General features: G+C 75.3%; 17 protein-coding genes. 5 read left to right on the forward strand and 12 right to left on the reverse strand.

Going from position 1 to position 19,598, the window contains the following annotated elements:
• Window positions 1–202 precede the first annotated feature (202 nt).
• The 7 genes from AB0N76_RS30075 to AB0N76_RS30105 form a co-directional block, all read right to left on the reverse strand.
• The gene (locus AB0N76_RS30075) at window positions 203–1,996 is read right to left on the reverse strand and encodes an asparagine synthase-related protein (RefSeq protein WP_363562436.1); all 1,794 of its coding nucleotides are present in this window, start codon (window positions 1,994–1,996) and stop codon (window positions 203–205) included.
• Between the two features lie 53 nt (window positions 1,997–2,049).
• Window positions 2,050–2,604 carry a hypothetical protein gene (locus AB0N76_RS30080; RefSeq protein ID WP_363562438.1) on the reverse strand — a complete coding sequence of 185 codons (555 nt, stop codon included), beginning with the start codon at window positions 2,602–2,604 and terminating at the stop codon, window positions 2,050–2,052.
• A 66-nt stretch (window positions 2,605–2,670) separates the two neighbouring features.
• Window positions 2,671–3,525, reverse strand: a complete 855-nt coding sequence (locus AB0N76_RS30085; RefSeq protein WP_363562440.1) for a hypothetical protein — start codon at window positions 3,523–3,525, stop codon at window positions 2,671–2,673.
• The gene (locus tag AB0N76_RS30090; protein WP_363562442.1) at window positions 3,522–4,655 is read right to left on the reverse strand and encodes a hypothetical protein; all 1,134 of its coding nucleotides are present in this window, start codon (window positions 4,653–4,655) and stop codon (window positions 3,522–3,524) included. The genes AB0N76_RS30085 and AB0N76_RS30090 overlap by 4 nt, the downstream gene beginning before the upstream one ends.
• On the reverse strand, window positions 4,652–5,332 hold the full coding sequence (locus AB0N76_RS30095; RefSeq protein WP_363562444.1) for a cupin domain-containing protein: 681 nt from the start codon (window positions 5,330–5,332) through the stop codon (window positions 4,652–4,654). The genes AB0N76_RS30090 and AB0N76_RS30095 overlap by 4 nt, the downstream gene beginning before the upstream one ends.
• Window positions 5,333–5,470: 138 nt before the next feature.
• The gene (locus AB0N76_RS30100; protein WP_363562446.1) at window positions 5,471–6,559 is read right to left on the reverse strand and encodes a polyprenyl synthetase family protein; all 1,089 of its coding nucleotides are present in this window, start codon (window positions 6,557–6,559) and stop codon (window positions 5,471–5,473) included.
• Window positions 6,556–6,990, reverse strand: coding sequence for a hypothetical protein (locus tag AB0N76_RS30105; protein WP_363562448.1), 435 nt, complete (start codon window positions 6,988–6,990; stop codon window positions 6,556–6,558). Before AB0N76_RS30105 ends, AB0N76_RS30100 begins: the two co-directional genes overlap by 4 nt.
• A gap of 362 nt (window positions 6,991–7,352) precedes the next feature.
• Between AB0N76_RS30105 and AB0N76_RS30110 the strand changes: the two genes are divergently transcribed.
• Window positions 7,353–7,787, forward strand: a complete 435-nt coding sequence (locus tag AB0N76_RS30110) for a hypothetical protein (RefSeq protein ID WP_363562450.1) — start codon at window positions 7,353–7,355, stop codon at window positions 7,785–7,787.
• Window positions 7,788–7,885: 98 nt separating this feature from the next.
• Here the strand turns inward: AB0N76_RS30110 and AB0N76_RS30115 are convergent, their stop codons facing one another.
• Window positions 7,886–9,538, reverse strand: coding sequence for a ubiquinol-cytochrome c reductase cytochrome b subunit (locus AB0N76_RS30115; RefSeq protein ID WP_363562452.1), 1,653 nt, complete (start codon window positions 9,536–9,538; stop codon window positions 7,886–7,888).
• Window positions 9,539–9,928: 390 nt separating this feature from the next.
• On the opposite strand from AB0N76_RS30115, the gene AB0N76_RS30120 reads away from it, so the two are divergent.
• Together AB0N76_RS30120 and AB0N76_RS30125 are read left to right on the forward strand one after the other, a co-directional pair.
• Window positions 9,929–10,297, forward strand: coding sequence for a hypothetical protein (locus tag AB0N76_RS30120; RefSeq protein WP_363562454.1), 369 nt, complete (start codon window positions 9,929–9,931; stop codon window positions 10,295–10,297).
• Window positions 10,298–10,372: 75 nt separating this feature from the next.
• Entirely contained in the window at window positions 10,373–10,681 is a 309-nt protein-coding gene (locus AB0N76_RS30125; protein WP_363562456.1) for a metalloregulator ArsR/SmtB family transcription factor, read from the forward strand.
• A 9-nt stretch (window positions 10,682–10,690) separates the two neighbouring features.
• On the opposite strand, the gene AB0N76_RS30130 is transcribed toward AB0N76_RS30125, so the two are convergent.
• The 3 genes from AB0N76_RS30130 to AB0N76_RS30140 all read right to left on the reverse strand — a co-directional run bounded on the left by AB0N76_RS30130 (window position 10,691) and on the right by AB0N76_RS30140 (window position 16,301).
• Window positions 10,691–14,593 carry an amino acid adenylation domain-containing protein gene (locus tag AB0N76_RS30130; RefSeq protein ID WP_363562458.1) on the reverse strand — a complete coding sequence of 1,301 codons (3,903 nt, stop codon included), beginning with the start codon at window positions 14,591–14,593 and terminating at the stop codon, window positions 10,691–10,693.
• Between the two features lie 237 nt (window positions 14,594–14,830).
• Complete coding sequence (locus AB0N76_RS30135) at window positions 14,831–15,295, reverse strand: I66 family serine proteinase inhibitor (RefSeq protein ID WP_363562460.1); 465 nt, start codon at window positions 15,293–15,295, stop codon at window positions 14,831–14,833.
• A 91-nt stretch (window positions 15,296–15,386) separates the two neighbouring features.
• A complete protein-coding gene (locus tag AB0N76_RS30140; protein WP_363562462.1) occupies window positions 15,387–16,301 on the reverse strand; it encodes a LysR family transcriptional regulator in 915 nt (304 codons plus the stop codon).
• Window positions 16,302–16,372: 71 nt separating this feature from the next.
• Here AB0N76_RS30140 and AB0N76_RS30145 point away from each other — a divergent pair, with 71 nt between their 5' ends.
• Window positions 16,373–17,161: an NAD(P)-dependent oxidoreductase gene (locus tag AB0N76_RS30145; RefSeq protein WP_363562464.1), complete on the forward strand. Its 789-nt coding sequence runs from the start codon at window positions 16,373–16,375 to the stop codon at window positions 17,159–17,161.
• A gap of 156 nt (window positions 17,162–17,317) precedes the next feature.
• On the opposite strand, the gene AB0N76_RS30150 is transcribed toward AB0N76_RS30145, so the two are convergent.
• A complete protein-coding gene (locus AB0N76_RS30150; protein WP_363562466.1) occupies window positions 17,318–18,238 on the reverse strand; it encodes an MBL fold metallo-hydrolase in 921 nt (306 codons plus the stop codon).
• 138 nt (window positions 18,239–18,376) lie between these two features.
• Here AB0N76_RS30150 and AB0N76_RS30155 point away from each other — a divergent pair, with 138 nt between their 5' ends.
• Entirely contained in the window at window positions 18,377–19,438 is a 1,062-nt protein-coding gene (locus tag AB0N76_RS30155; protein ID WP_363562468.1) for an AraC family transcriptional regulator, read from the forward strand.
• Window positions 19,439–19,598 lie beyond the last annotated feature (160 nt).

The following is a 19,598-nucleotide window of genomic DNA, read 5'->3' on the forward strand; positions in this document are numbered from 1 at the left end:
CGCGGCGGCCCGGGCGCGGGCGACGGTGTCGGCGACCTGCCCGGCGCGGGCCGGGACGAGGGTGCCGCGGGTGTGGCCGGTGCGCGGGTCGGTGAGGTGCAGGACGGGGGCGGGCTGGTCGGTGGACTGGTCGGTGGACTGGTCGGTGGACGGTGCCATGGCGGGGCCTCCCGGGCCGGGACGGGTCAGCGGGCGGGGCGGTTCAAAGGTCGTAGGCGCGCAGCCAGAGTTCGAGGGTGAGCACCAGCCAGAGCTTGCCGCCCTGGCGCGGCAGCAGGGTGCCCTCGCGGCGCATCCAGGTGCGGATGGTGTCGGGCCGGACGAGGCCGCGTTCGCGGGCGGTGCGGCCGAGCAGCAGCTCGCCGGAGAGGTCGCGCAGCGGCCCGTTCAGCCACTGCTGGACCGGCACCCGCATGCCGCTCTTCGGCCGGTCGACGACGGCCGCCGGCAGCAGGTCGCGGACCGCCTCCTTGAGTACCCACTTCTCCACCGTGCCGCGGAGTTTGAGGGTCGGCGGGGTGGCGAAGGCGTGGTCGACGACCTGCCGGTCGAAGAGCGGTGAGCGGCCCTGCACGCCGCGCGAGGCGGTGAGCCGTTCGACCTTGGTGAGGATGTGGTGGGCGCCCTTGGTCCGCAGGTTGCAGTGGAGCAGCTGGTTGAGCAGGGTGTGCATCGGCCCGGGGGTCAGGTAGGGGGCGACGAAGCGGCGCGGTTCGGGCGCGCCGGCCAGCGCCCGCAGCGCGTCGGGGGTGAGCAGCCGGGGCAGGTCCTCGTAGCACTTGCGGTAGGACCGCAGGTAGGCCTCGGCCCGGACGTCGGGGCCCGGGTCGTCGCGGTGCATCTCGTGGACGAGCATCGGCAGGTTCTTCGGGCCGCCGAACACCGGGTCCCCGCCCTCGCCGTTGAGCGAGACGGTGATGTCGTCGCCGGCGACGGCCTCGGCGAGCATCAGGTTGGGGACGGTCAGCGGGTCGCCGACCGGGCTGTCGAGCAGGGCGACGGTGTCGGCGAGCCGGGCGGCGACCTCGGCGCCGGAGACGGTGAGGATCCGGTGCCGGGTGCCGCAGTGGCTCGCGACCAGGCCGGAGTAGCCGAGCTCGTTGGGGAGTTCGTCGCCGAAGCTGATCGAGTAGGTGTGCACGGGGTGGTCGTGCAGGCGGGCGGCGAGCGCGGTGACCAGCGAGCTGTCGACGCCGCCGGACAGCAGCACCGCGACCGGCCCGCCGGTGGGCAGCCGCCGCGCGGTGGCCCGCTCCAGCAGCGCGCGCAGGTCCCGGGCGTACCCGGAGGGCGGCAGCGGGTCGCCGTCGGGGAGCCGCTCGGCCGGTTCCCAGTACGGTTCCGGCCGCGCCGTGCCGTCGGGGGCGAGCCGCAGGATCCGTCCGGGCAGGGCCTCCTGGACGCCGCGCAGCAGGGTCTCCTCGCCGGGCAGGTAGGCGAAGGTGAGGAAGGAGCGGACGGCGGCCAGGTCGAGCCCGGTGCCGAGCGCGGGCCAGCGGCGCAGGGCGCGCAGCGAGGTGGACGCGGCCCAGCAGCCGTCGGCGCGGGCGTAGAAGAGGGTGCGGGTGCCGGTGTGGTCGCGGATCAGGACGAGGTCGGGGCCGTCGACGACGGCGAGCGCGAACATCCCGTCGGCCTGCCGGACGCCGTCCGCGCCGAGCCGGTGCCAGAGCCGCAGCAGGAGCTCGCCGTCCGGGCAGCCGGCGGGTGCCGGGTGGCCGGCGGTGGCGAGGGCGGCGAGCAGCTCGGGCCGGTTGTGCAGGGTGACCTCGCCGACGGCGGTGACGCTGCCGGCCTCGGTGGCATCCCCGACCGCCCCGGTCTCGGTGGCGCTCCGGGAATCGGTGGAGAGGGTGAACGGGCCGGTGGCGAAGCCGGGTTCGGCGTCGAGGAGCGCGGCCGGGGCGCCGCCCGGCCGGGCGGTGCCGGTGAGCGCGGCGAGGTGGGCGCGGGCCCGGTTGGTGTCGGGGCCGGCCACGGCGCAGCAGCGGGGCATGGGGGAGCGGTGCCTTTCGTCCGGGGGTGCGTCGGTGCGGGGCGCGGGCCGGCTCAGCCGAAGTCGTCGCCGTCCCAGCCGTCGTCGGAGTCGCTCCAGTCGCCGTCGAACCCGCCGTCGCCGTCGTCGCTGCCGCCGTCGTCGGAGGACGACGACGAATCCGAGGACCCCGAGGACCCCGAGGAGTCGGCGGCGGCCTGCCGCCGGGACTCCTCGCGCAGCGCCTCCTCCTCGGCCTCGCTGAGCTCGGCCGGCGGCAGCTGGGCGGCGGTGACGGCGGCCAGGCCGGCCACGCCGAGGGCGCCGACCACCACGCCGAGCCGGCCGCCGAACGAGGTGCGGTTGAGGGTGACCAGCCCGCCGGCCCAGACGGTGCGTCCGTAGCCGATGTCGCGGCCGTACTCGGTGGTGCCGTCGGCGCGCCGGCGTTTCACCAGGTCGCGGCCGAGCGGCTCGTCGGTGCCGGAGCGGCCGAGGCTGTCGTGCCAGTGGACGAGCCGGTCGGCGCCGCGTCGGCGCCACTCGCTGCGGCCGTCCTCGTAGCGGCGGTGGACCTGGCCGTCGGCGAGGAGTTCGTCGCGGTAGCCGAGGTGGCGTGGGTCGGTCATCGTCGCGGGGTCCTCACACGTCGGGTCGGATCGGGCTCGGGCTCGGGATCGGGGACGGACCGGCCGTCAGGCGGTCGGCCAGCTGAGGAAGCCGGCCGTGCGGGCGGCCCGGACACGGTGCCGCAGCGGGGCGCGGCGCGGTCCGGCGGCGGTGCCCCGGACCTGCCGGATCACGGTGTGCAGCAGCCGGGCCGGGGCGACGGCGGCCAGCTCGATGGTGCGGCCGCTGCCCAGCCAGGCCCGCTCCTCGGGGCGCAGCCCGGCGGGCAGCGGGCCCCGGTAGCGGTGCGGGCCGCGTCCGGAGGTGAGGTGCAGGGTGCCGGCGTGCCGGGGGACCAGGCCCATCGAGCGGACCCGGACGCCGGCCGGGGCGTGCTCGGTCCGGATCCGTTCGAAGCAGTCGAGTCCGCTGGGGCTGGCGTCGTGCAGCACGTGCACGACGGCCCCGCCGGCCCGTTCCAGGGCCGCCACCAGCCGGGCGTCGAGCGGCAGTTGCCCGGCGGCGACGATCGGGCAGGCGGCCTCCAGGTGGAGGTCGTTGGCGAGCAGCATCCGGGTGATCTCCCGGCTCTGGCAGACCAGCAGCCGGGGCAGCCCGTAGTCGTAGAGGTCGTGCGCCTCGGCCGCCGACGCGGCCAGGGGGACGGTAGGGGCGCTCGACGGCGCGGGCGGCAGCAGCCCGGGCAGCCCGTCCCGCCGGTCGGCGAGCGCGGCGGCGAACCGGGCGTAGCGGACCGGCGGGGCCAGCGTGTACGGGATCCGGCGCGGCCCGGCGTGCAGCGGCTGGAGCACCCGGCACAGCTCGTAGTACAACTGCCGCTCGGTGTACCGCAGTCCGCCGGGCGCCCCGGCCCGGTCGGCGGCGACGGTCAGCGCGCCGTCCAGCAGCGGACGGAGCGGACGGAGCGGTCGCGGGGTCATCCGGTGCCCTTCTGGGTGGGTCCGGCCTCGGGCCAGCTGAGGAAGCCGAGCGCGAGGGCCCGGCGGCGGGTCTCGGCCGGGGTCTCCGGCTGCCCGTGCGGTCCGGCCGCCGGGGACTTCAGCAGGCCGACCGGTCCGGCGACCGGCCCGGCGGCCGGCGCGGTGATCCGCTCGGCGGCCTGGTCGGCGACCGCCATCAGCCGCTTCGGCGGCAGCGCCGCCAGCGGGCTCCACCAGCCCTCGGCGAACCACTCGCGCTGGCTCGCCGACAGCCCGGGCAGCTCCCGTGCCAGCCGCGGCCGCCACTCCTCGGCCCGGTCCGGGTCCTCGCGCAGCAGCACGTACTTGGCCTGGTCGACCAGCACCGCACGCACCGACAGCCCGGCGTCCAGCACCCGTAGGCCGGGCCGGGCGGCCCGCGCCTCGGCGGCCAGCAGGCAGCCCCGCGGCGAGGCGTTGTGCAGCACCACCAGCGGCAGGCCGGCCGGGACGGCGCGCAGTTCGCCGACGAGCAGCGCGCGGTGCCGCTCGGGATAGCGGTTGACGTGCAGGAACGCGCGCACCGTCGGGTCGGGGCAGAGCAGCGCGAACGCGGGCTCGGCGGGCGGCGGTCCGGGCCGGACCAGCTCGTCCTCGACCAGCCCGGGCGGCAGCGCGCCGTAGACGGCCCGCCAGCGGTCCAGCACCGTCATCCGGAAGCCGTCGGTGGTCCACCGGGCCTCGACCGGGCCGGGCGGCGCGGGCACGGAGGCCAGCACCAACTGGCGGACGGCCAGGCCGATCAGGGTGAGCACGACCAGCCCCAGCCCGACGGCGAGGGAGCCCTGGAACGCGATGGCGGCGACGCTCGCGACCACCGCGAACCCGATCAGGGAGCACGCGCTGCCCCGGTCGCCCCGGAAGGCCTGCGGCGGGTGCCCGCGCTGCTGGAGGGCGTAGCGCAACTGCCCGCCGGTGACGGTCAGCCGGCCCTCGTCACCGAGCTTCCCGGTGAGCTTGCGGATCCGTACGTCGTGCAGCCCGACGCCGTCGCGCTTGGGGTCGAGGGCGAACTCCTTGCGGCAGAAGTGGCAGCGCCGGCGCGCTCGTTCACGCTGGAGCAGGTTCCTCGTGCAGTTCGGGCAGATCATCGGACCGGCTCCTCCAGTATCGCCGCGAGCCGCCGCAACCGGGCCGCCAGCCGCTCCCGCACGCCGACCTCGCCGATCCCGCCGGTCCGCTGGCCGCGCGCCACCGCCCGCAGGGCCTCGGCGAGTTCGGTGTCCTGCCGCCGCTCGGCCTCGGCGGCGGTGATCGCGTAGTCCTCGTGGTCGATCCCGTAACCGGTGTTGGCGGCCAGGATGTTGAGCGGATCGCGGCCCCGGTTGGCGAAGGAGTGCGGCATCAGCTCGGGGATCCGGATCAGCAGCCCGGGCGTCAGCGGGACGTCCACCGTCCGGCGCCGCTCGGCGTCGTACAGGCCGCAGGCGGCGTGGCCGAGGCTGAGCACCAGGTGCTCGCCGCCGTGCGCGTGCGGGGTGAACGCGCTGCGCGGGGCGACGATGCCGAGCTTGTAGGTGGCGTTGGACGGCCGCTCCGGCGAGGTCTTGGCGTCACCGACCAGGTAGTGGGCGAACTGCCCCTCGTCGATGAACCGGAGCAGCTCCTCGTCGCCCGCCCCGTGCGGCGAGGACGGTCCCAACTCCCTTGCCCCGGTTCGGTCCGCGAGCAGCACGCGGCCGTCCGGGCGCAGCCGGTACAGCTCGGCGCCGGCCGGTAACCGCCGGGCGAGCCGTTCGAGCTCGCGCAGGCCGGATCGTACGGACATCGGCCACCCCACCCCCACGTTGACCGTTGCGTCGTCATCCCCGGTGACGCGGACCGTTGTGCGGCCGGTTCCCTCCGTCCGGTACCGGCGTCGCGGATCTTACGCACCCCGGGTGAACCGCGGGTAGGGCCGGTGGGATCAGCGGCCGCGGGCCACCACGAAGCCGGGCAGGGCCGACAGGAACTCCCGGGCCTCCGCGGCTTCCTCGTCCTCCTGACCGTCCGGTTCCGGCGCCCCCGCCAGCACCGCCTCGATCTCCCGCTCGGCGGCCGCGACCAGCCCGGCCGCCGCCTCCCGCGCGCTCGCCACGCAGTCGTACGCGGCCATCCGGTCGAGCAGCCAGCCGACCTCCTCCACCGCCTCGGGGCCGCGCTGCGCCCGGGTCCGGCTCAGGTGGCGCACCACCCGGGCCCGTTCGGCGGCGGTGCCGCGCTCCAGCAGGTGGATCAGCATCAGGGTCCGCTTGCCCTCCCAGAGGTCCCCGGCGATCTCCTTGCCGTACTCCTCGGCCTCGCCGACCAGGTTGAGCACGTCGTCCTGGATCTGGAAGGCGGCGCCCAGGTACCAGCCGAACCGGTCCAGCCGGGTCGCGTCGGTGCCCGCCCCCTCGGCGACCAGCAGGCCGGAGCGGCACGGGTAGAGGAAGGTGTACCAGGACGTCTTCTTCAGGCACATCCGGTAGTAGTCGGCGCTGGTCAGCGCGCAGACGTTGTCCCGGATCCAGGCGATCTCCAGCGCCTGGCCCTCCAGGGACTGGCGGCACATCAGCTCGGTCTCCTCGAACAGCCGCCAGGCCAGCTCCCCGCCGAGCTCCCGCCGGTTGGCCATCACCCGCCGCAGGCCGAGCAGGTTGGTCGCGTTGCCGACGTTCAGCGCGACCTCGACGCCGTACGCGGCGGGGAGGGTGGGCGCGCCCCGGCGCAGCTCGCTGCCGTCCTGGATGTCGTCGTGGACCAGGAAGGCGTTGTGGAACAGCTCGACGGTGACGGCCGGGTTGAGCGCCCGCTCGGGCCGCCCGCCGAACGCCGTGCAGGTGGCCAGGCAGAGCGCCGCCCGCAGGCCCTTGCAGGGGCGGGTCGGGTAGTCGGAGGCGAGGTCGTAGAGGTAGGGCGGGCTCTGCGCGGGGATGTGGCGCAGGAGTTCGGCGAGGGTGCGCTCGCGGTAGCGGGCCAGGACGCGCTCGACCAGCGAGGTGCCGACGGCGGGGGGTCCGGCCGTCGCCGTCACCCGTTCGGCCGCTCGTCCGCCCCGGTGCCGCCGCCCGCGGCCTCGCCCGTTCGCTCGTGCTGCGGGCCGAAGGCGCTCTGCATGGTGCGGTTGGCGAGGCCGGGCGCGAGCGCGCCGAGGCTGAGCAGCAGGTCGAGGACGTCGTGCGCGTTGGCGGTCAGCCGCTGGGCCTGCTCGGAGACCTCGCCGGTGGTGCCGGCGAGCACCCGGGCGCTCACCGCGTCGATCAGCTGGTGGGTGTTCTCCGAGACCCGGCGCACCAGCTGGTCGAACTCGTCCTGGTCGACGCGGTGTTCGCCGGTCAGTCGGGAGGTGGCGGCCTTGGCGTCCGCCAGTCCGGCGGAGAGTTCGCGCTCCAGGACCGCCGCCGCCTCCATCACCGCGCGCGAGCCCTGCTCGCCCAACTCGCTGAACCGACCGGCGTCGGGCATGGCTGACCTCCTGGTTCGCACCCCGGCCGGACGGGCCGGAGCGGGCCGGGCCGGCGCCGGGCAGGGGCGCCGTCTCGATCGCCGATGGTACACGGGCGTGTGCGGAGCGTGTCCACGGTATTGCGGTGGCGCGGTCGGGCGCGTGTCCGATCCGGCGCGCGCCGGGGGCGCCCTGGTGCGCACCGGCCCGGCGCCCGGCGCGTCGGCGCATCGTGCCCGATCGGTCACTGGTAGTAGTTGCGTGCTTGCGGAGCGGTCCGCCGCGGGGGTGCCGGACGGACCAGCGGACAGATGGACCGGCGGGCAGCTGGACCGGCGGACGGTCGGACCGGCGGACGGCACGAGCGGGACAAGGAGCGGTCATGGGTGGCAGACAGCGCCCGGCGAAGGCGCGCAACGCCCGGCAGGGCAGAGGACGGCCGGGCGGGCCGCCCGCCGCCGGCGGCGCGAAGGCGGCCGGGAAACCGGTGGACACCCGGGTCGAGATCGCCCGGCTGGAGGGCTACCTGGCCTGGGAGGCGGAGGTCGCGGCGGCCGCACGGGACGCCCGGGCGTTCGCCGACCGCTTCCCCTGGCTCGCGCCCGACGACCGCGAGGCGCTGGAGCGGGCCTACGCCGAGGACCGGCTCCGGTACGCCGAGGAGGTGGTCGACCGGGCCGTCGACCGGTGCCGCCGGCTGGCCGCCCGCTACCGCGCCGAGTGCCGCCGGATCTGCGCCCGCTGGGCGGCCGTCTGCCTCTCGGTGGCGCTGGCCGCCGCACTGCTCGCGGCCGTCCCGGCTGCCCTGCACGGCTGACCCGCGGACCGACGCGACCGGGCCCGCAGACTGACGCGACCGGGCCCGCCGCCCACCCCCGAGGGTGCGCGGCGAGCCCGGTCGTCCCGTGCGCGGGGTCAGTGGTGGCCGTGGCCGCTGCTGATCTCCCGGTGCTCGTCGGCGGTGGGCTTGCTGATCTGGCTGCCCTCGCCGTAGAAGCCGCGGGACAGCTTGGCCCTGGTCCGGGCCAGCAGTCCGGCCCTGCGGGCCACCCCGTTCTCGTCCACCTCGGCGGGCAGGTCGACGGGCTGCGGCTGGTCGTGCGCGGTGAGCGTGTACAGCCGGTCCGGCGGCAGCGGCGCGTGCACCTCGACGAACTCGCCGTGCTGCAGCCGCTTGATGACGCCGCTCTCCCGCCCGTGCAGCACCTTCTCCTTGTCCCGGCGCTGGAGGCCCAGGCACCAGCGCTTGGTGATCACGAAGACGATCACCGGGAGCACGAAGAAGCCGATCCGCACCGCGTTGGTGATCGCGTTGATCGACAGGTGGAAGTGGGTGGCGAGCAGGTCGTTGCCGCCGCCGGCGAGCAGGATCAGGTAGAGGCTGATCCAGGCGGCGCCGAAGGCGGTGCGCACCGGCGCGTTGCGCGGCCGGTCCGCGATGTGGTGCTCGCGCCGGTCGCCGGTGATCCAGGCCTCCAGGAACGGGTAGGCCCAGATCGCCACCAGCACCAGCGGGAAGACCATCAGCGGCACGAACACGCCCATGACGAGGGTGTGCCCCCAGAGGTCGATCTCCCAGCCGGGCATGATCCGGATGAGGCCCTCGGAGAAGCCCATGTACCAGTCCGGCTGGGCGTCCGTGGACACCTGGTCCGGCCGGTACGGCCCGTACGCCCAGATCGGGTTGACGGTGGCGAACGCCGACATCGCGGCGATCATGCCGAACACCAGGAAGAAGAACCCGCCGGCCTTGGCCATGTAGACCGGCATCAGCGGCATGCCGACCACGTTGTCGTTGGTCCGGCCGGGCCCGGCGAACTGGGTGTGCTTGTGGTAGAAGACCAGGATCAGGTGGGCCACCAGCAGGCCGAGCATGATCCCGGGGATGAGCAGGATGTGCACGGTGAACAGCCGCGGCACGATGTCGTGGCCGGGGAACTCGCCGCCGAAGATGAACATCTGGAGGTACGTCCCGACCAGCGGCACGGCGAGCACCGCGCCCTCCATGAACCGGATGCCGGTGCCGGAGAGCAGGTCGTCGGGCAGCGAGTAGCCCATGAAGCCGTCGAACATGCCGAGGAACAGCAGGCCCGCGCCGAACAGCCAGTTGATCTCGCGCGGCTTGCGGAACGCGCCGGTGAAGAAGACCCGCATCATGTGCACGAACATGGCGGCGACGAAGACGATCGCCGCCCAGTGGTGGATCTGCCGCATCAGCAGACCGCCGCGCACCTCGAAGCTGATCTTCATGGTGGAGGCGTAGGCCTCTGACATCTGGATGCCCTTGAGCGGCACGTAGTCGCCGTCGTAGACGACCTCGCCCATCGACGGGACGAAGAACAGCGTGAGCCAGACGCCGGTCAGCAGGATGATGACGAAGGTGTAGAGGCAGATCTCGCCCAGCATGAAGGACCAGTGGTCCGGGAAGATCTTGCGCAGGTTGGCCTTGGACAGGGTGTAGATGCCGAGCCGCCCGTCGGCCCAGTCGGCGACCGCCTCCGCCGTGTTGGCGGGCGCCGCGCGGGTGCTGGTGACCGGTCCCGGGCTCGACTGCTGGTCGGCTCTCACGACGGGCTCCCCGGCGTCCGCTGCGGAACGTCCTGGACGCCCGGCCGCAGAACTGCCGGCCGGCGGAGTGATGTGATCATCGGACCTCTCGATACGGGGGTGCCGGGTGCACCGGCGCGCGGATCCGGCGACCCGCCGCCCCCGTTGCTCAAAGTGATGGAGCGCTTACTCTGTCATGCTGTCGGGAGCGCGCCGACTGTGCACGTCCATCGGCCCGTCCGGCCGCTCGTGTCGGCCCGTCCGGGGGGTCCGGCATCCGACGGGGCCCCCTCGCGCACGGCCCGGACGCCGCGCCCGGGTGCTGCGCTCGGGTGCTGTTGGCGCGTCACCGGGGCGTTTCGGCGCGCGCCCTGCCGGGAGCGGGCGCGGGAGCAGGCCTACGCTGCGCCAATGGTGGATCACCGGGAACTCTTCGAGGACGTGACAGCCGACCTGGCCCGGGCCGGCTTCGACACCGAGCGGGGGCCGTCGGGCCTGCGGATCGGCCATCGCCCGCAGGGGGTGGTGGTCGGCTGGCCGCCGGTTGACGAGGCCGCCGCCGGCGGGGGAGGGGAGGCCGCTCCGCCCCCGCCGGCCGCGGGCATCCGGGTGGCGGTCGCCGAGGCCGTCGCCGTCGTGCTGCGCGAGTCCGGCTACCAGGTGGCGCCGGCCGGACCGGCCGAACTGCTGGTCACCGCGGGCCCCGCCCCGGCCGAGGCGCCCGCGGCCGACCCGGCCGACCGGCCGCCGGCGGCCGTCCCCGAGCAGTGGTGGGGCTGACCGGCGGTTGTGGCTCCTCCGGCCACGTGCAACCATGAGGTTGCCATCAGCAGGGGACGGCCGAGGAGGGCCCGGGTGACGGAGCAGCAGGACGCGGGCGGCGCGGCGGTCGACGGCGTGCTCGGCGCGCTGGCCGACCCGACCCGGCGCCGACTGCTCGACCTGCTCGCCGCCCAGGGCACCGCCACCGCCACCACGCTCGCCGGCCGCCTGCCGGTCACCCGGCAGGCGGTGGTCAAGCACCTCGGGGTGCTGGACGCGGCCGGCCTGGTCGCCGGGCACCGCTCCGGCCGGGAGGTCCGCTACGCGGTCCGGCCGGAGGGGCTGGACGCCACGGCGCGCTGGCTGGCCGACCTCGCGGCCGACTGGGCCCGTCCGGCCTGAGCCGGGCCGTCAGCCGGCGGTGGTCCGGCTGTTCGGCCGGGCGGCGATGGCGGCGGCCAGCTCGGCCACCCCGTCCTCCTTCAGTACGCCGTAGTGGTCACCGGCCAGCCGCACCATGGCCGGCGCGCCCGCCGACCAGCCGGAGCTGCCCTCGATGAACGAGTAGTCGTCACCGGTGGCCTTGAAGACCGTCACCGGGGCCGACAGCCGCCGCTCCGCCAGCTCGCGGAAGCTGTACTCGAACTCGAAGGTCTCCCCGACGATCCGCGCGATCCGGGCGATCAGCTCCTCGTCGAGGTCCGGCAGCAGCCGGTGGACGAAGGCCGTGAAGCCCTCCTCGTCACGCACCTCGGCCAGACAGGCCGCCAGCCCGGGACCGCTGATCGAGCCCGCGAACACCGAGTACAGGATGGTCAGGTACGCCGGGTTGCGGTACGAGGACTCGCGCCCGTACCGCTCCCCGTCGGCCCGGCGCAGCTCCGGGTTGCCGGGGCAGATCAGCAGCAGGTCGTCTACCCGCTGCCCGGCCTGCTCCAGCTGCCAGGCCGCCTCGAAGGCGACCCGGGCGCCGAAGGAGTACCCCCACAGGGTGTACGGGCCCTCCGGCCGGACCTCGCGGATCTGCGCCACGTCGGCGGCGGCCGTCTCCCGGATCGTCGGGTACGGCGTCTCCCCGGGGTTGATGCCGTGCGCCTGCACGCCGTAGAACGGGCGGCCGCTGCGCCCGGCGAGCGGCCGCAGGTTCATCGGGTAGCCGCCCAGCCCCGGCCAGCAGAACACCGGGTCGCCGGCGCCCTCGCGGCTCAGCGGGACCAGCCGGGCGGCGGCCGCCCCGCCGCCCGCCGCCCCGTCGATCCGAGTCGCCCCGTCGATTCGGGCCGCCAGGTCGGCCAGCCGGGGGCACTCGAACAGCACCTGGAGCGGCAGCCGGGTGCCGAACTCCCGGTTCACCCGGTTGACCAGCGCCACCGCGATCAGCGAGTTGCCGCCGGCCGCGAAGAACTCGTCCGCCGTCGACACCGCCTCGTACTTCAGCGCGGCGCCCCACACCCCGGCCAGCCGGCGCTCGGTCGGCGTCGCGGGCGCGACGAACGGCGCGCCCGACTCGGCGTTCCGGACCTGCTCGGCGGCGGCCAGCGCCTTGCCGTCCACCTTCCCGTTGGCGGTCAGCGGCAGCTCGTCCAGCACCAGCACCCGGTTGGGGACCATGTAGTCCGGCAGCACCGCCGCCAGCTCGTCCCTGATCAGCTCCGCCGGGCCCTTCATGTGCACGGCGTCCTCCCGCATGCCCTCGCTGCGGATCTGCTCCTCGCTCACCCGCCCGCCGAGGAAGAAGTACGACGGGCCGGCCGGGATCCCGCACCCGGCCAGGATCGCGTCCAGCCGCCGGGCGGCCGGCAGCGGGTGCCCGGTCTTCGAGCTGTAGCCCGAGGACATGAACCCGAAGCCCAGCCCGTTGCGCTGCAGGTGGTGCAGCCGGGTGCCGAGGCCGATGTACTCCAGCCACGGCTCCGCCGCCCGGCTCACCGCCGTGATGCCGAACCCCGCCCGCCGGTATACCTGCTGGTTGATCGCGATGACGTGCCGGGCCTCCACCACCTCGTCCGAGATCCGGCGCAGCCCGCCGTCCTCGTACCGGTACAGGCCGGGCGCCAGGCCCTCGACCCCGCCCGGGTGGGCCTGGACGTAGAGCTCGGTGTCGTCCCGGCGCGGCCGCCCGTCGTCCGGGACGATCGCGAAGCTGCCCAGGTAGAAGTCCTCCTCGGCGACGTCCAGCCGGTGCTGGACGGCCGGCTCGTGGCCGAGCGGGCGGACCGCCAGCCCGTAGTCGGGCAGCACCTCCTCCAGCACGCCCAGCATGTGGCCGGTCTCGAACTCCAGCACCTCCTGGATGTTGTTGCGGTAGACCGGCTCGATCGCACCCCGCCGGCCGAGGAAGTGCAGCGCCAGCGGCGCGCCGTCGGGGGCCGCGTCACCGACCCGGACCAGCGCGTGCTCGACCGGGTGGTAGTAGTGGATGCCCGCCGGCAGGCCGTGCGTGCCGTCCGTCTCCAGGTAGAGCTGGGTGGCGTACAGCGCGCCGGGGGAGGCGTACGCGTACTTCGGCAGCAGCCGCTCCGCGCTGCGGAACTGGCCGAACCAGCGGAGCACCGGCCCGAGTTCGGCGAGCGTGACGGCGTCCGCTCGCTCGCTCGCCGGCGCCGGGCGCGGGGCGGCCAGCAGGGCCAGCAGGTCCGCCCTGGTCACCGGGCCGCCCTCGAAGAAGCGGTAGGTCTTGCGGGCGAAGGTCTCCCGCCGCTGCCGCCCGGTCTCCCGCCGCCCCGGCAGCGCGACCACCGGCCGCCCGGCAAGCTGCGCCGGAGCGCGCAGACCCGGGTCGGACAGCTGCGCCTTCACCTGGAGCTTGCTGGCCTTGGACTGGTGGTGGCCGCCGTGGTTGCCCTGGTCCATCAGGGCGGCCTCCTTCGGGTTCAGCTCCACGCAGGCCACCAGGTTCCGGTGGCCGGTGCGCGGGTCGTCGGTGACCACGGCGGCGGCCCGGCGCACCCAGGTGTGCTCCTCGATGGCGAGCGCGATCTCGTCCAGCTCGACCCGGTAGCCGCGCAGCTTGACCTGGTTGTCCACCCGGCCCGCGCAGTGCAGGGTGCCGTCCGGGTTCCAGACGGCGAGGTCGCCGGTGCGGTACAGCCGCTCGCCCGGCAGGTGCGGCGAGGCGACGAACCGCTCCGCCGTCAGATCGGGCCGGTTGAGGTAGCCGCGGGCCAGCTGGACGCCGCCGATGTACAGCTCGCCGGTGGCGCCGACCTCCACCGGCACCAGCTCCTCGTCCAGCACGAAGCAGCGGGTGCGGTCCACCGGCACCCCGATCGGGACCGAGCCGGCCCCGTCGCCGAGCGCCTCCGGGTCGATCCGGTGGGCGGTGGCGTTGATGGTGCACTCGGTCGGCCCGTACAGGTTGACCAGCTCCGCCCATGGCAGCTCGGCGGTCAGCGCCCGGGCCAGCCGGACGGACAGCGCCTCGCCGCCCGAGTACAGGCCGCGCAGGGTGTCGCAGCCGGCCAGCCGCTCGGTGTCGAGCAGCGCCTGGAGCAGGGTCGGTACGCACTGGAGGACGGTCACGCCGTGCGCGCGGACGGCGTCGATCAGGCCGTCCGGGTCCCGGTAGACGCCCGGGGCGCCCAGCACGACGTGCGCGCCGGCGGCGGGCGCGAGGATCTCCCACTGGGCGGCGTCGAAGCTCATCGGCGTCTTCTGCAGCACGGTGGCCGCCGGGCCCAGGTGGCCGGCGTCGGTCAGCCAGCGCAGCTGGGACACGATGCTGTGGTGCTCGATCATCACGCCCTTGGGGCGGCCGGTGCTGCCGGAGGTGTAGATGACGTACGCGAGCGAATCCGGGCTCGGGCCGGAGGTGGGGGCCGGTCCGTGGCTCTGGTGCGGGATCGGGTGCCCGGGGTGTCCGCCCGCGGCCTCCGGGAGGTCCGCCGGGGTGACGATCCTGGTCCCGGGCGGGACCAGCCCGGCCAGCCGGGTCCGCAGGTGCTCCTGGGCGACGATCACCCGCGTCCCGCTGGACTCGATCATGTAGCGGATCCGCTCCTCCGGGTACTCCGGGGAGAGCGGCAGGTAGGCGGCGCCCGCGCAGAGGATGCCCCAGGCCCCGGTCATCAGCTCCGGGGACGGCTCGGTGTACAGGCCGACGCAGTCGTCGGCGACCACCCCCAGCCGGTGCAGGTGCGCGCCGAGCGCGTCGGCGGCCGCGCCGAGCTCGCGGAAGGAGAGCCGACCCCTGTCGGCTCCGGTCACGGCCGTGGCGTCGGGCCGGGCGGCCACCTGCGCGCGGAGCAGGTCGGGCAGGCAGACGGAGCTGCGGGCGTCGAGGACAATGGCGGACTGGACGGACTGTGCGGTCATTTCGGGGGTTCCCTGGGTGCTGCGGATCGGTGTCCGCCCGGCCGGCGACCGGGCGTGACTCCCAAGGTCGGCCGCCCGCTGTCCCGAACACCTGGGGCACCGGCCGCCTCCTCGCCCGACCTCCCCGCCCGGCCCCCGCCCCGCTCACGTCCCGGCTGTCCCGGGCGGGAGCCGGGAGCGTCCCGGACGCGCCGAGCCGGTGGTGCGGGCTCGCACCACCGGCTCGGGCCGGGCCGTCTACTCCGCTTCGTCGACGGGCACCGCGACCACGAAGGCGTGTTCGTCGTCGGTGTCCGAGACGACCTCCTTGGGCAGCAGTGACCGGTTCTCGATGAAGCGGCGGCCGACCAGTTGGTCGTCGGCCGCCGACCGCACGGCGAAGGCGCCCAGGGTGTCCATCACCAGGGGCTTGGCGAAGAACACCTGGTTGGCGGGGAAGACGGGCGGGAGCGACTTGGTGGAGATCAGCGGGGCGATCTCGATCTGCCGCCGCTCGCCCGGCTTGGGCACCACCCAGCCCGAGAGGCCGTCCGAGGCCCTGATGATGACGGCGTTCCGGCCGGTCCGCTCGTCCGGCACGATCTGCCAGACCTCGGCCTGCCGCTGGTCCTGCTCGCTGAGCAGGGCGAAGAGCTTGCCGTCGATCACGCCGAGCGGCGCCCCGTTGATGAAGAGCTTGAAGTACCCGTCCAACCGGTCCATGGTGTCACTCTCTGTCGTTGGGCCACGCCGGCCCGGGCCCTTCCCGGGGGCAGACGATGGTATCCGTGCGTAAACGAACGATGGCCCCAGGTTAAGGCCGGGCGTCCGGTCGGGCGCGTTCGGCGGGCGCGGCGGCGGTCGACAGGTGGGGGAGGAAGGCGGTGACGGCGGGTGGGGCGGTGCGGCCGCGCAGGGTGGCCGTGCGGACCAGGCGGACCGGGGTGTCCTCCGGGTGGAGCGGGACGAGGGCGAGGTCCGGGCGGGCCGCGCGGGCGGCCAGGGCCGGGATCAGCGTCACGCCGAAACCGGCCGCGACCAGGCCGAGTTTGGCCGTCCACCCGGCCACCTCGTACTCGATCCGGGGGCGGAAGCCGCTGCGCACGCAGGCGGCCAGCAGGGTGGACTCGGGGTGCCGGCTGGCCGCGATCCAGTGCTCCTCGGCGAGGTCGGCGAGCCGCAGACTGCTCCGCTCGGCCAGCGGGTGGTCCGGGCGGAGGGCCACCAGGACCGGGTCCTCGACCAGCGGGCGGAGCTCGAACAGCTCGGTGTCGTAGAGGTGTTCGGGATAGGCGGCGACCACCGCGAGGTCGATCGCGCCGTCCCGCAGCCGGTCCAGCAGCTCGGCCGAGAGCCCCTCGGTGAGCGAGATCCCGACCCCCGGGTGGGCCGTTCGGAACGCCGCCAGCGCCGCCGGGACGAGGGCGGCGTTGGCGCTGTCGAAGGCGCCGACCCGCAGCCGCCCCAGGCTCAGCTCGGTGAGCGCCGAGAGCTCGCGGCGGGTGCCGTCGAGCCGGTCGAGCAGCGCCTCGGCGTGCGGCAGCAGGGCGCGGCCGTGTTCGGTGAGCCGCACCCCGCGTGCCAGTCGGTCGAACAGCGGGGCACCGAACTCGCCCTCCAGGGTGGAGATCTGACGGGAGATCGCGGACTGGGTGAAGCCCAGCCGTTCCCCGGCGGCGGTGAAGGAGCCCAAGCGGGCGGCGGTGCGGAAGACTTCGAGCCAGGCCATGTCCATTCCGCATGGCTACCATGCGAGACATTCGCTTGTCGCCTGGCTCGTGGGTTCCTAGCGTGGGGGCCATGGAAAAGATCGCATTTCTCGGCCTCGGCCGGATGGGGCTGCCGATGGCCCGTCGACTCGCCTCCACCGGCCACTCGCTGACGGTGTGGAACCGCACGCCCGGCAAGGCGGACGGCCTGCCGGAGGCCGCCGACCCGGCGGCGGCGGTGCGCGGGGCGGGCGTCGTGATCACGATGCTGTCGGACCCGGCGGCGCTCGCGGCGGTGGCCGCGGGGTTCACGGCCGAGCTGGCGCCCGGCACGGTCTGGGTCGACATGTCCTCGGTGGGTCCGGCGGCGGTGGCCGAGGCGCGGGCGCAACTGCCCGACGGGGTGGGGCTGGTGGACGCGCCGGTGCTGGGCAGCGTCGGCCCGGCGGCGTCCGGCGGGCTGACCGTGCTGGCCGGCGGCGAGCCCGCGGACGTCGAGCGGGTCCGGCCGGTGCTGGCCCAACTCGGCACGGTGGTCGACTGCGGCGGGCCCGGCTCGGGCGCCGCGCTCAAGGTGGTGGCGATCGGCGCGATCATCGGGGGTGTGGGGGTGGTGGCCGAGGCGCTGGCGGTGGCCGACTCGCTGGGTCTGCCGGGGGAGCTGACGGCCGGTGTGCTCGCCGCCGGTCCGCTGGGCGGGCTGGTCGGGCGGGCGCGGGCGGTCGACGCCGACTTCCCGGTGCGGCTGGCGGCCAAGGACCTCGCACTGGCGGGCGGCGGCCCGGTGTTCGCCGCGGTGCGCGAGCGGCTGCTCGCCCACCCGGAGCTGGCGGAGCAGGACCTCGCCCGCTGGGTGGACGCGGTCCGGGCCGCGGGCTGAGGCCCCCGGGGCCGGCCGGGTGTCCGTCCGCCTCGGGGGATGGGACGGGCACCCGGCTGGTCCGTAGCGGGCCGGGGCCGCCGCTCCGCCGGGACCCCCGTGCCCGGCGGTGACGACGACGGTGGCGGTGACGGTGACGGTGGCGGTCGGGTCGGGTCAGGCGGCCCAGCGGGTGACGGCGAAGCCCGTCCCCTCCCGCCGCACCTCGGCGGCGCCCGCCCCGGCGAAGTGCGCCGGGATCACCAACTCGCGCCGGTCGGCCGCCCGTTCGAGCACCCGAAGGCGGCTGGCGGCGGCCCCGGCCGGGTCCTCGCAGAAGCAGCTGTTGCACTCCGGGAGGGCGAACTGGAGGGGGCTGTGCAGCAGGTCGCCGACGAACACCGCCCGCTCGCCGCGCGAGTCGAGCCGCAGCACCGAGGAGCCGGGGGTGTGGCCGGGCGCGGGTTCCAGGGTGAGCGCCTCGTCGATCCGCACGCCGTCCGTCCAGAGCACCGCCTGCCCGGCCCGGACCACCGGCGCGACGCTGTCCTCGAACAGCAGCCGCCGCTCCTCCCACCACGCGGGGTCGGCCGCACCGGCGGCGGCCGGCGGGTGCGCGCGGCCCGGACCGTCCGGGTCGAGCACGGCGTGGTCGGCGGCCGGCAGGTAGTAGACGGCGTTGGGGAAGGACGGGACCCACTCGCCGTTGCGGTCGACGGTGTTCCAGCCGATGTGGTCGCCGTGCAGATGGGTGTTGACCACGACGTCGACGTCCTCCGGCGCGATCCCGGCGGCGGCGAGCCGGTCGAGGAAGCCGGTGTGCCGGTCGTGGAACTGCCGGCTGTGCGGGCGCTGCCGCCCGTCCCCGACGCCGGTGTCGACCAGGACGGTGCGGCCGCCGTGGCGGATCACCCAGGTCTGCAGCGCGCCGAGGTAGGTGTCCTCGGCGCGGCCCCAGTGGTCGGGGGCGAGCCAGTCGGCGTTGCGCTTCCAGTCCTCCGCCGTCGCGCCGGGCACGATCGCCCGGGCCGGCATGAACGGCCCCTGCCACTCCACCACCCTGATGAGCTCGGCGTCGCCGAGCACGATCTGCTCCACGGTCGGTCCCTCCGGTCTGTCGCCCTGTGCTTGCGGCTTCGAGCCTAGGAGCGCGGTGGTGAGCCGCTCAATGCCCTGTCGGCTCAGTTGCATACGCAAACGGCTCACCCGTGCGTCACCGGCCCTAGGCTGGGGGGCATGGACGTGGTGAGCGACGCGATCGCGGCGGTGCGGATCGGCCGGCCCTCCTCGAACCGGCTGCGGGTCGGCGGGCCGTGGTCCGCCCGGATCCCCGGGTACGCGGGGGCGGGCTTCCACGTGGTGCTGGAGGGCGGCTGCTGGCTGCTGCCCGACGGCGGTGGCGAGCCGGTGTCGCTGGGCACCGGGGACGCCGTGCTGCTGCCGCACGGGACGGGCCACGTGCTGGCGAGCGCGCCGCTGGACCGGGCCGCGGTCGCGCGGGCGGTCCCGATCGACCGGCTGCTCGGCCCGGACCGCCCGGTGCCGCCGCCCGCGCCGCCGCGCGGCGATGCCCCCGGGGCCCGGGCGAACGGCTCCGCGACGAGTTCCGTCCCCGGTGCCGCGGCAGGTTCGGTCCCCGGCTCCGCGTCCGGGCCGGTCGCCGAACTGCTCTGCGGCAAGTACCGGCTGGAGCACAGCCGCACCCACCCGCTGATGCTGGAGCTCCCCGACGTCGTCCACCTGCCGAACCGGGTCGGCGCCCATCCCCAACTGCGCGCCGCCGTCGACCTGTTGGGCGGCGAGCTGGCCGCCGACGGGGCGGGTGCGGCGCTGGCCGTGCCGAGCCTGATCGACCTGCTGCTGGTCTACATGGTGCGCGCCTGGCTGGCCGGACCGCCCGGCACCGGGGCGGGCGAGCCGGCGCCGGCGGCCGCGGCCGGCCGGTGGCCCGCGGCGCTGGGGGACCCGGTGGTGGCGGCCGCGCTGCGCGCCCTGCATGAGGACCCGGCGCGGACCTGGAGCGTCGAGGAGCTCGCCGCGCACGCGGGGGTCTCCCGGGCCACCCTGACCCGGCGGTTCACCGCGCTGGTCGGCCGCTCGCCGATGGCCTACCTGACCTGGTGGCGGATGACCCGGGCGGCCGCGCTGCTCCAGCAGACCGGCGAACCGTTGGAGCTGATCGCCCGCCGGGTCGGCTACGCGACCCCGTTCGCGCTCTCGCACGCCTTCAACCGGTCGTTCGGGACGACGCCGGGGCGCTACCGGGCGCGGATGGCGGCGCAGTTCGCTGACGGTTGATCAAACTCTTGAACACGTGAGTTGAACTGATCTGCCCCTGTCAAGACCACCTTGGCCGTTGCGTGGCGCCTATTTGTATGCCGACCGGTCGTTTGCCTCTCAGGTACATACCAGGTGGGGCGTGCCCAGGGAGGGCGATTCGTCCGGTCTGTCATGTCCT

Origin of the sequence: Kitasatospora sp. NPDC093806 (genome assembly GCF_040683335.1) — a bacterium.
Taxonomy (GTDB): Bacteria; Actinomycetota; Actinomycetes; order Streptomycetales; family Streptomycetaceae; genus Kitasatospora.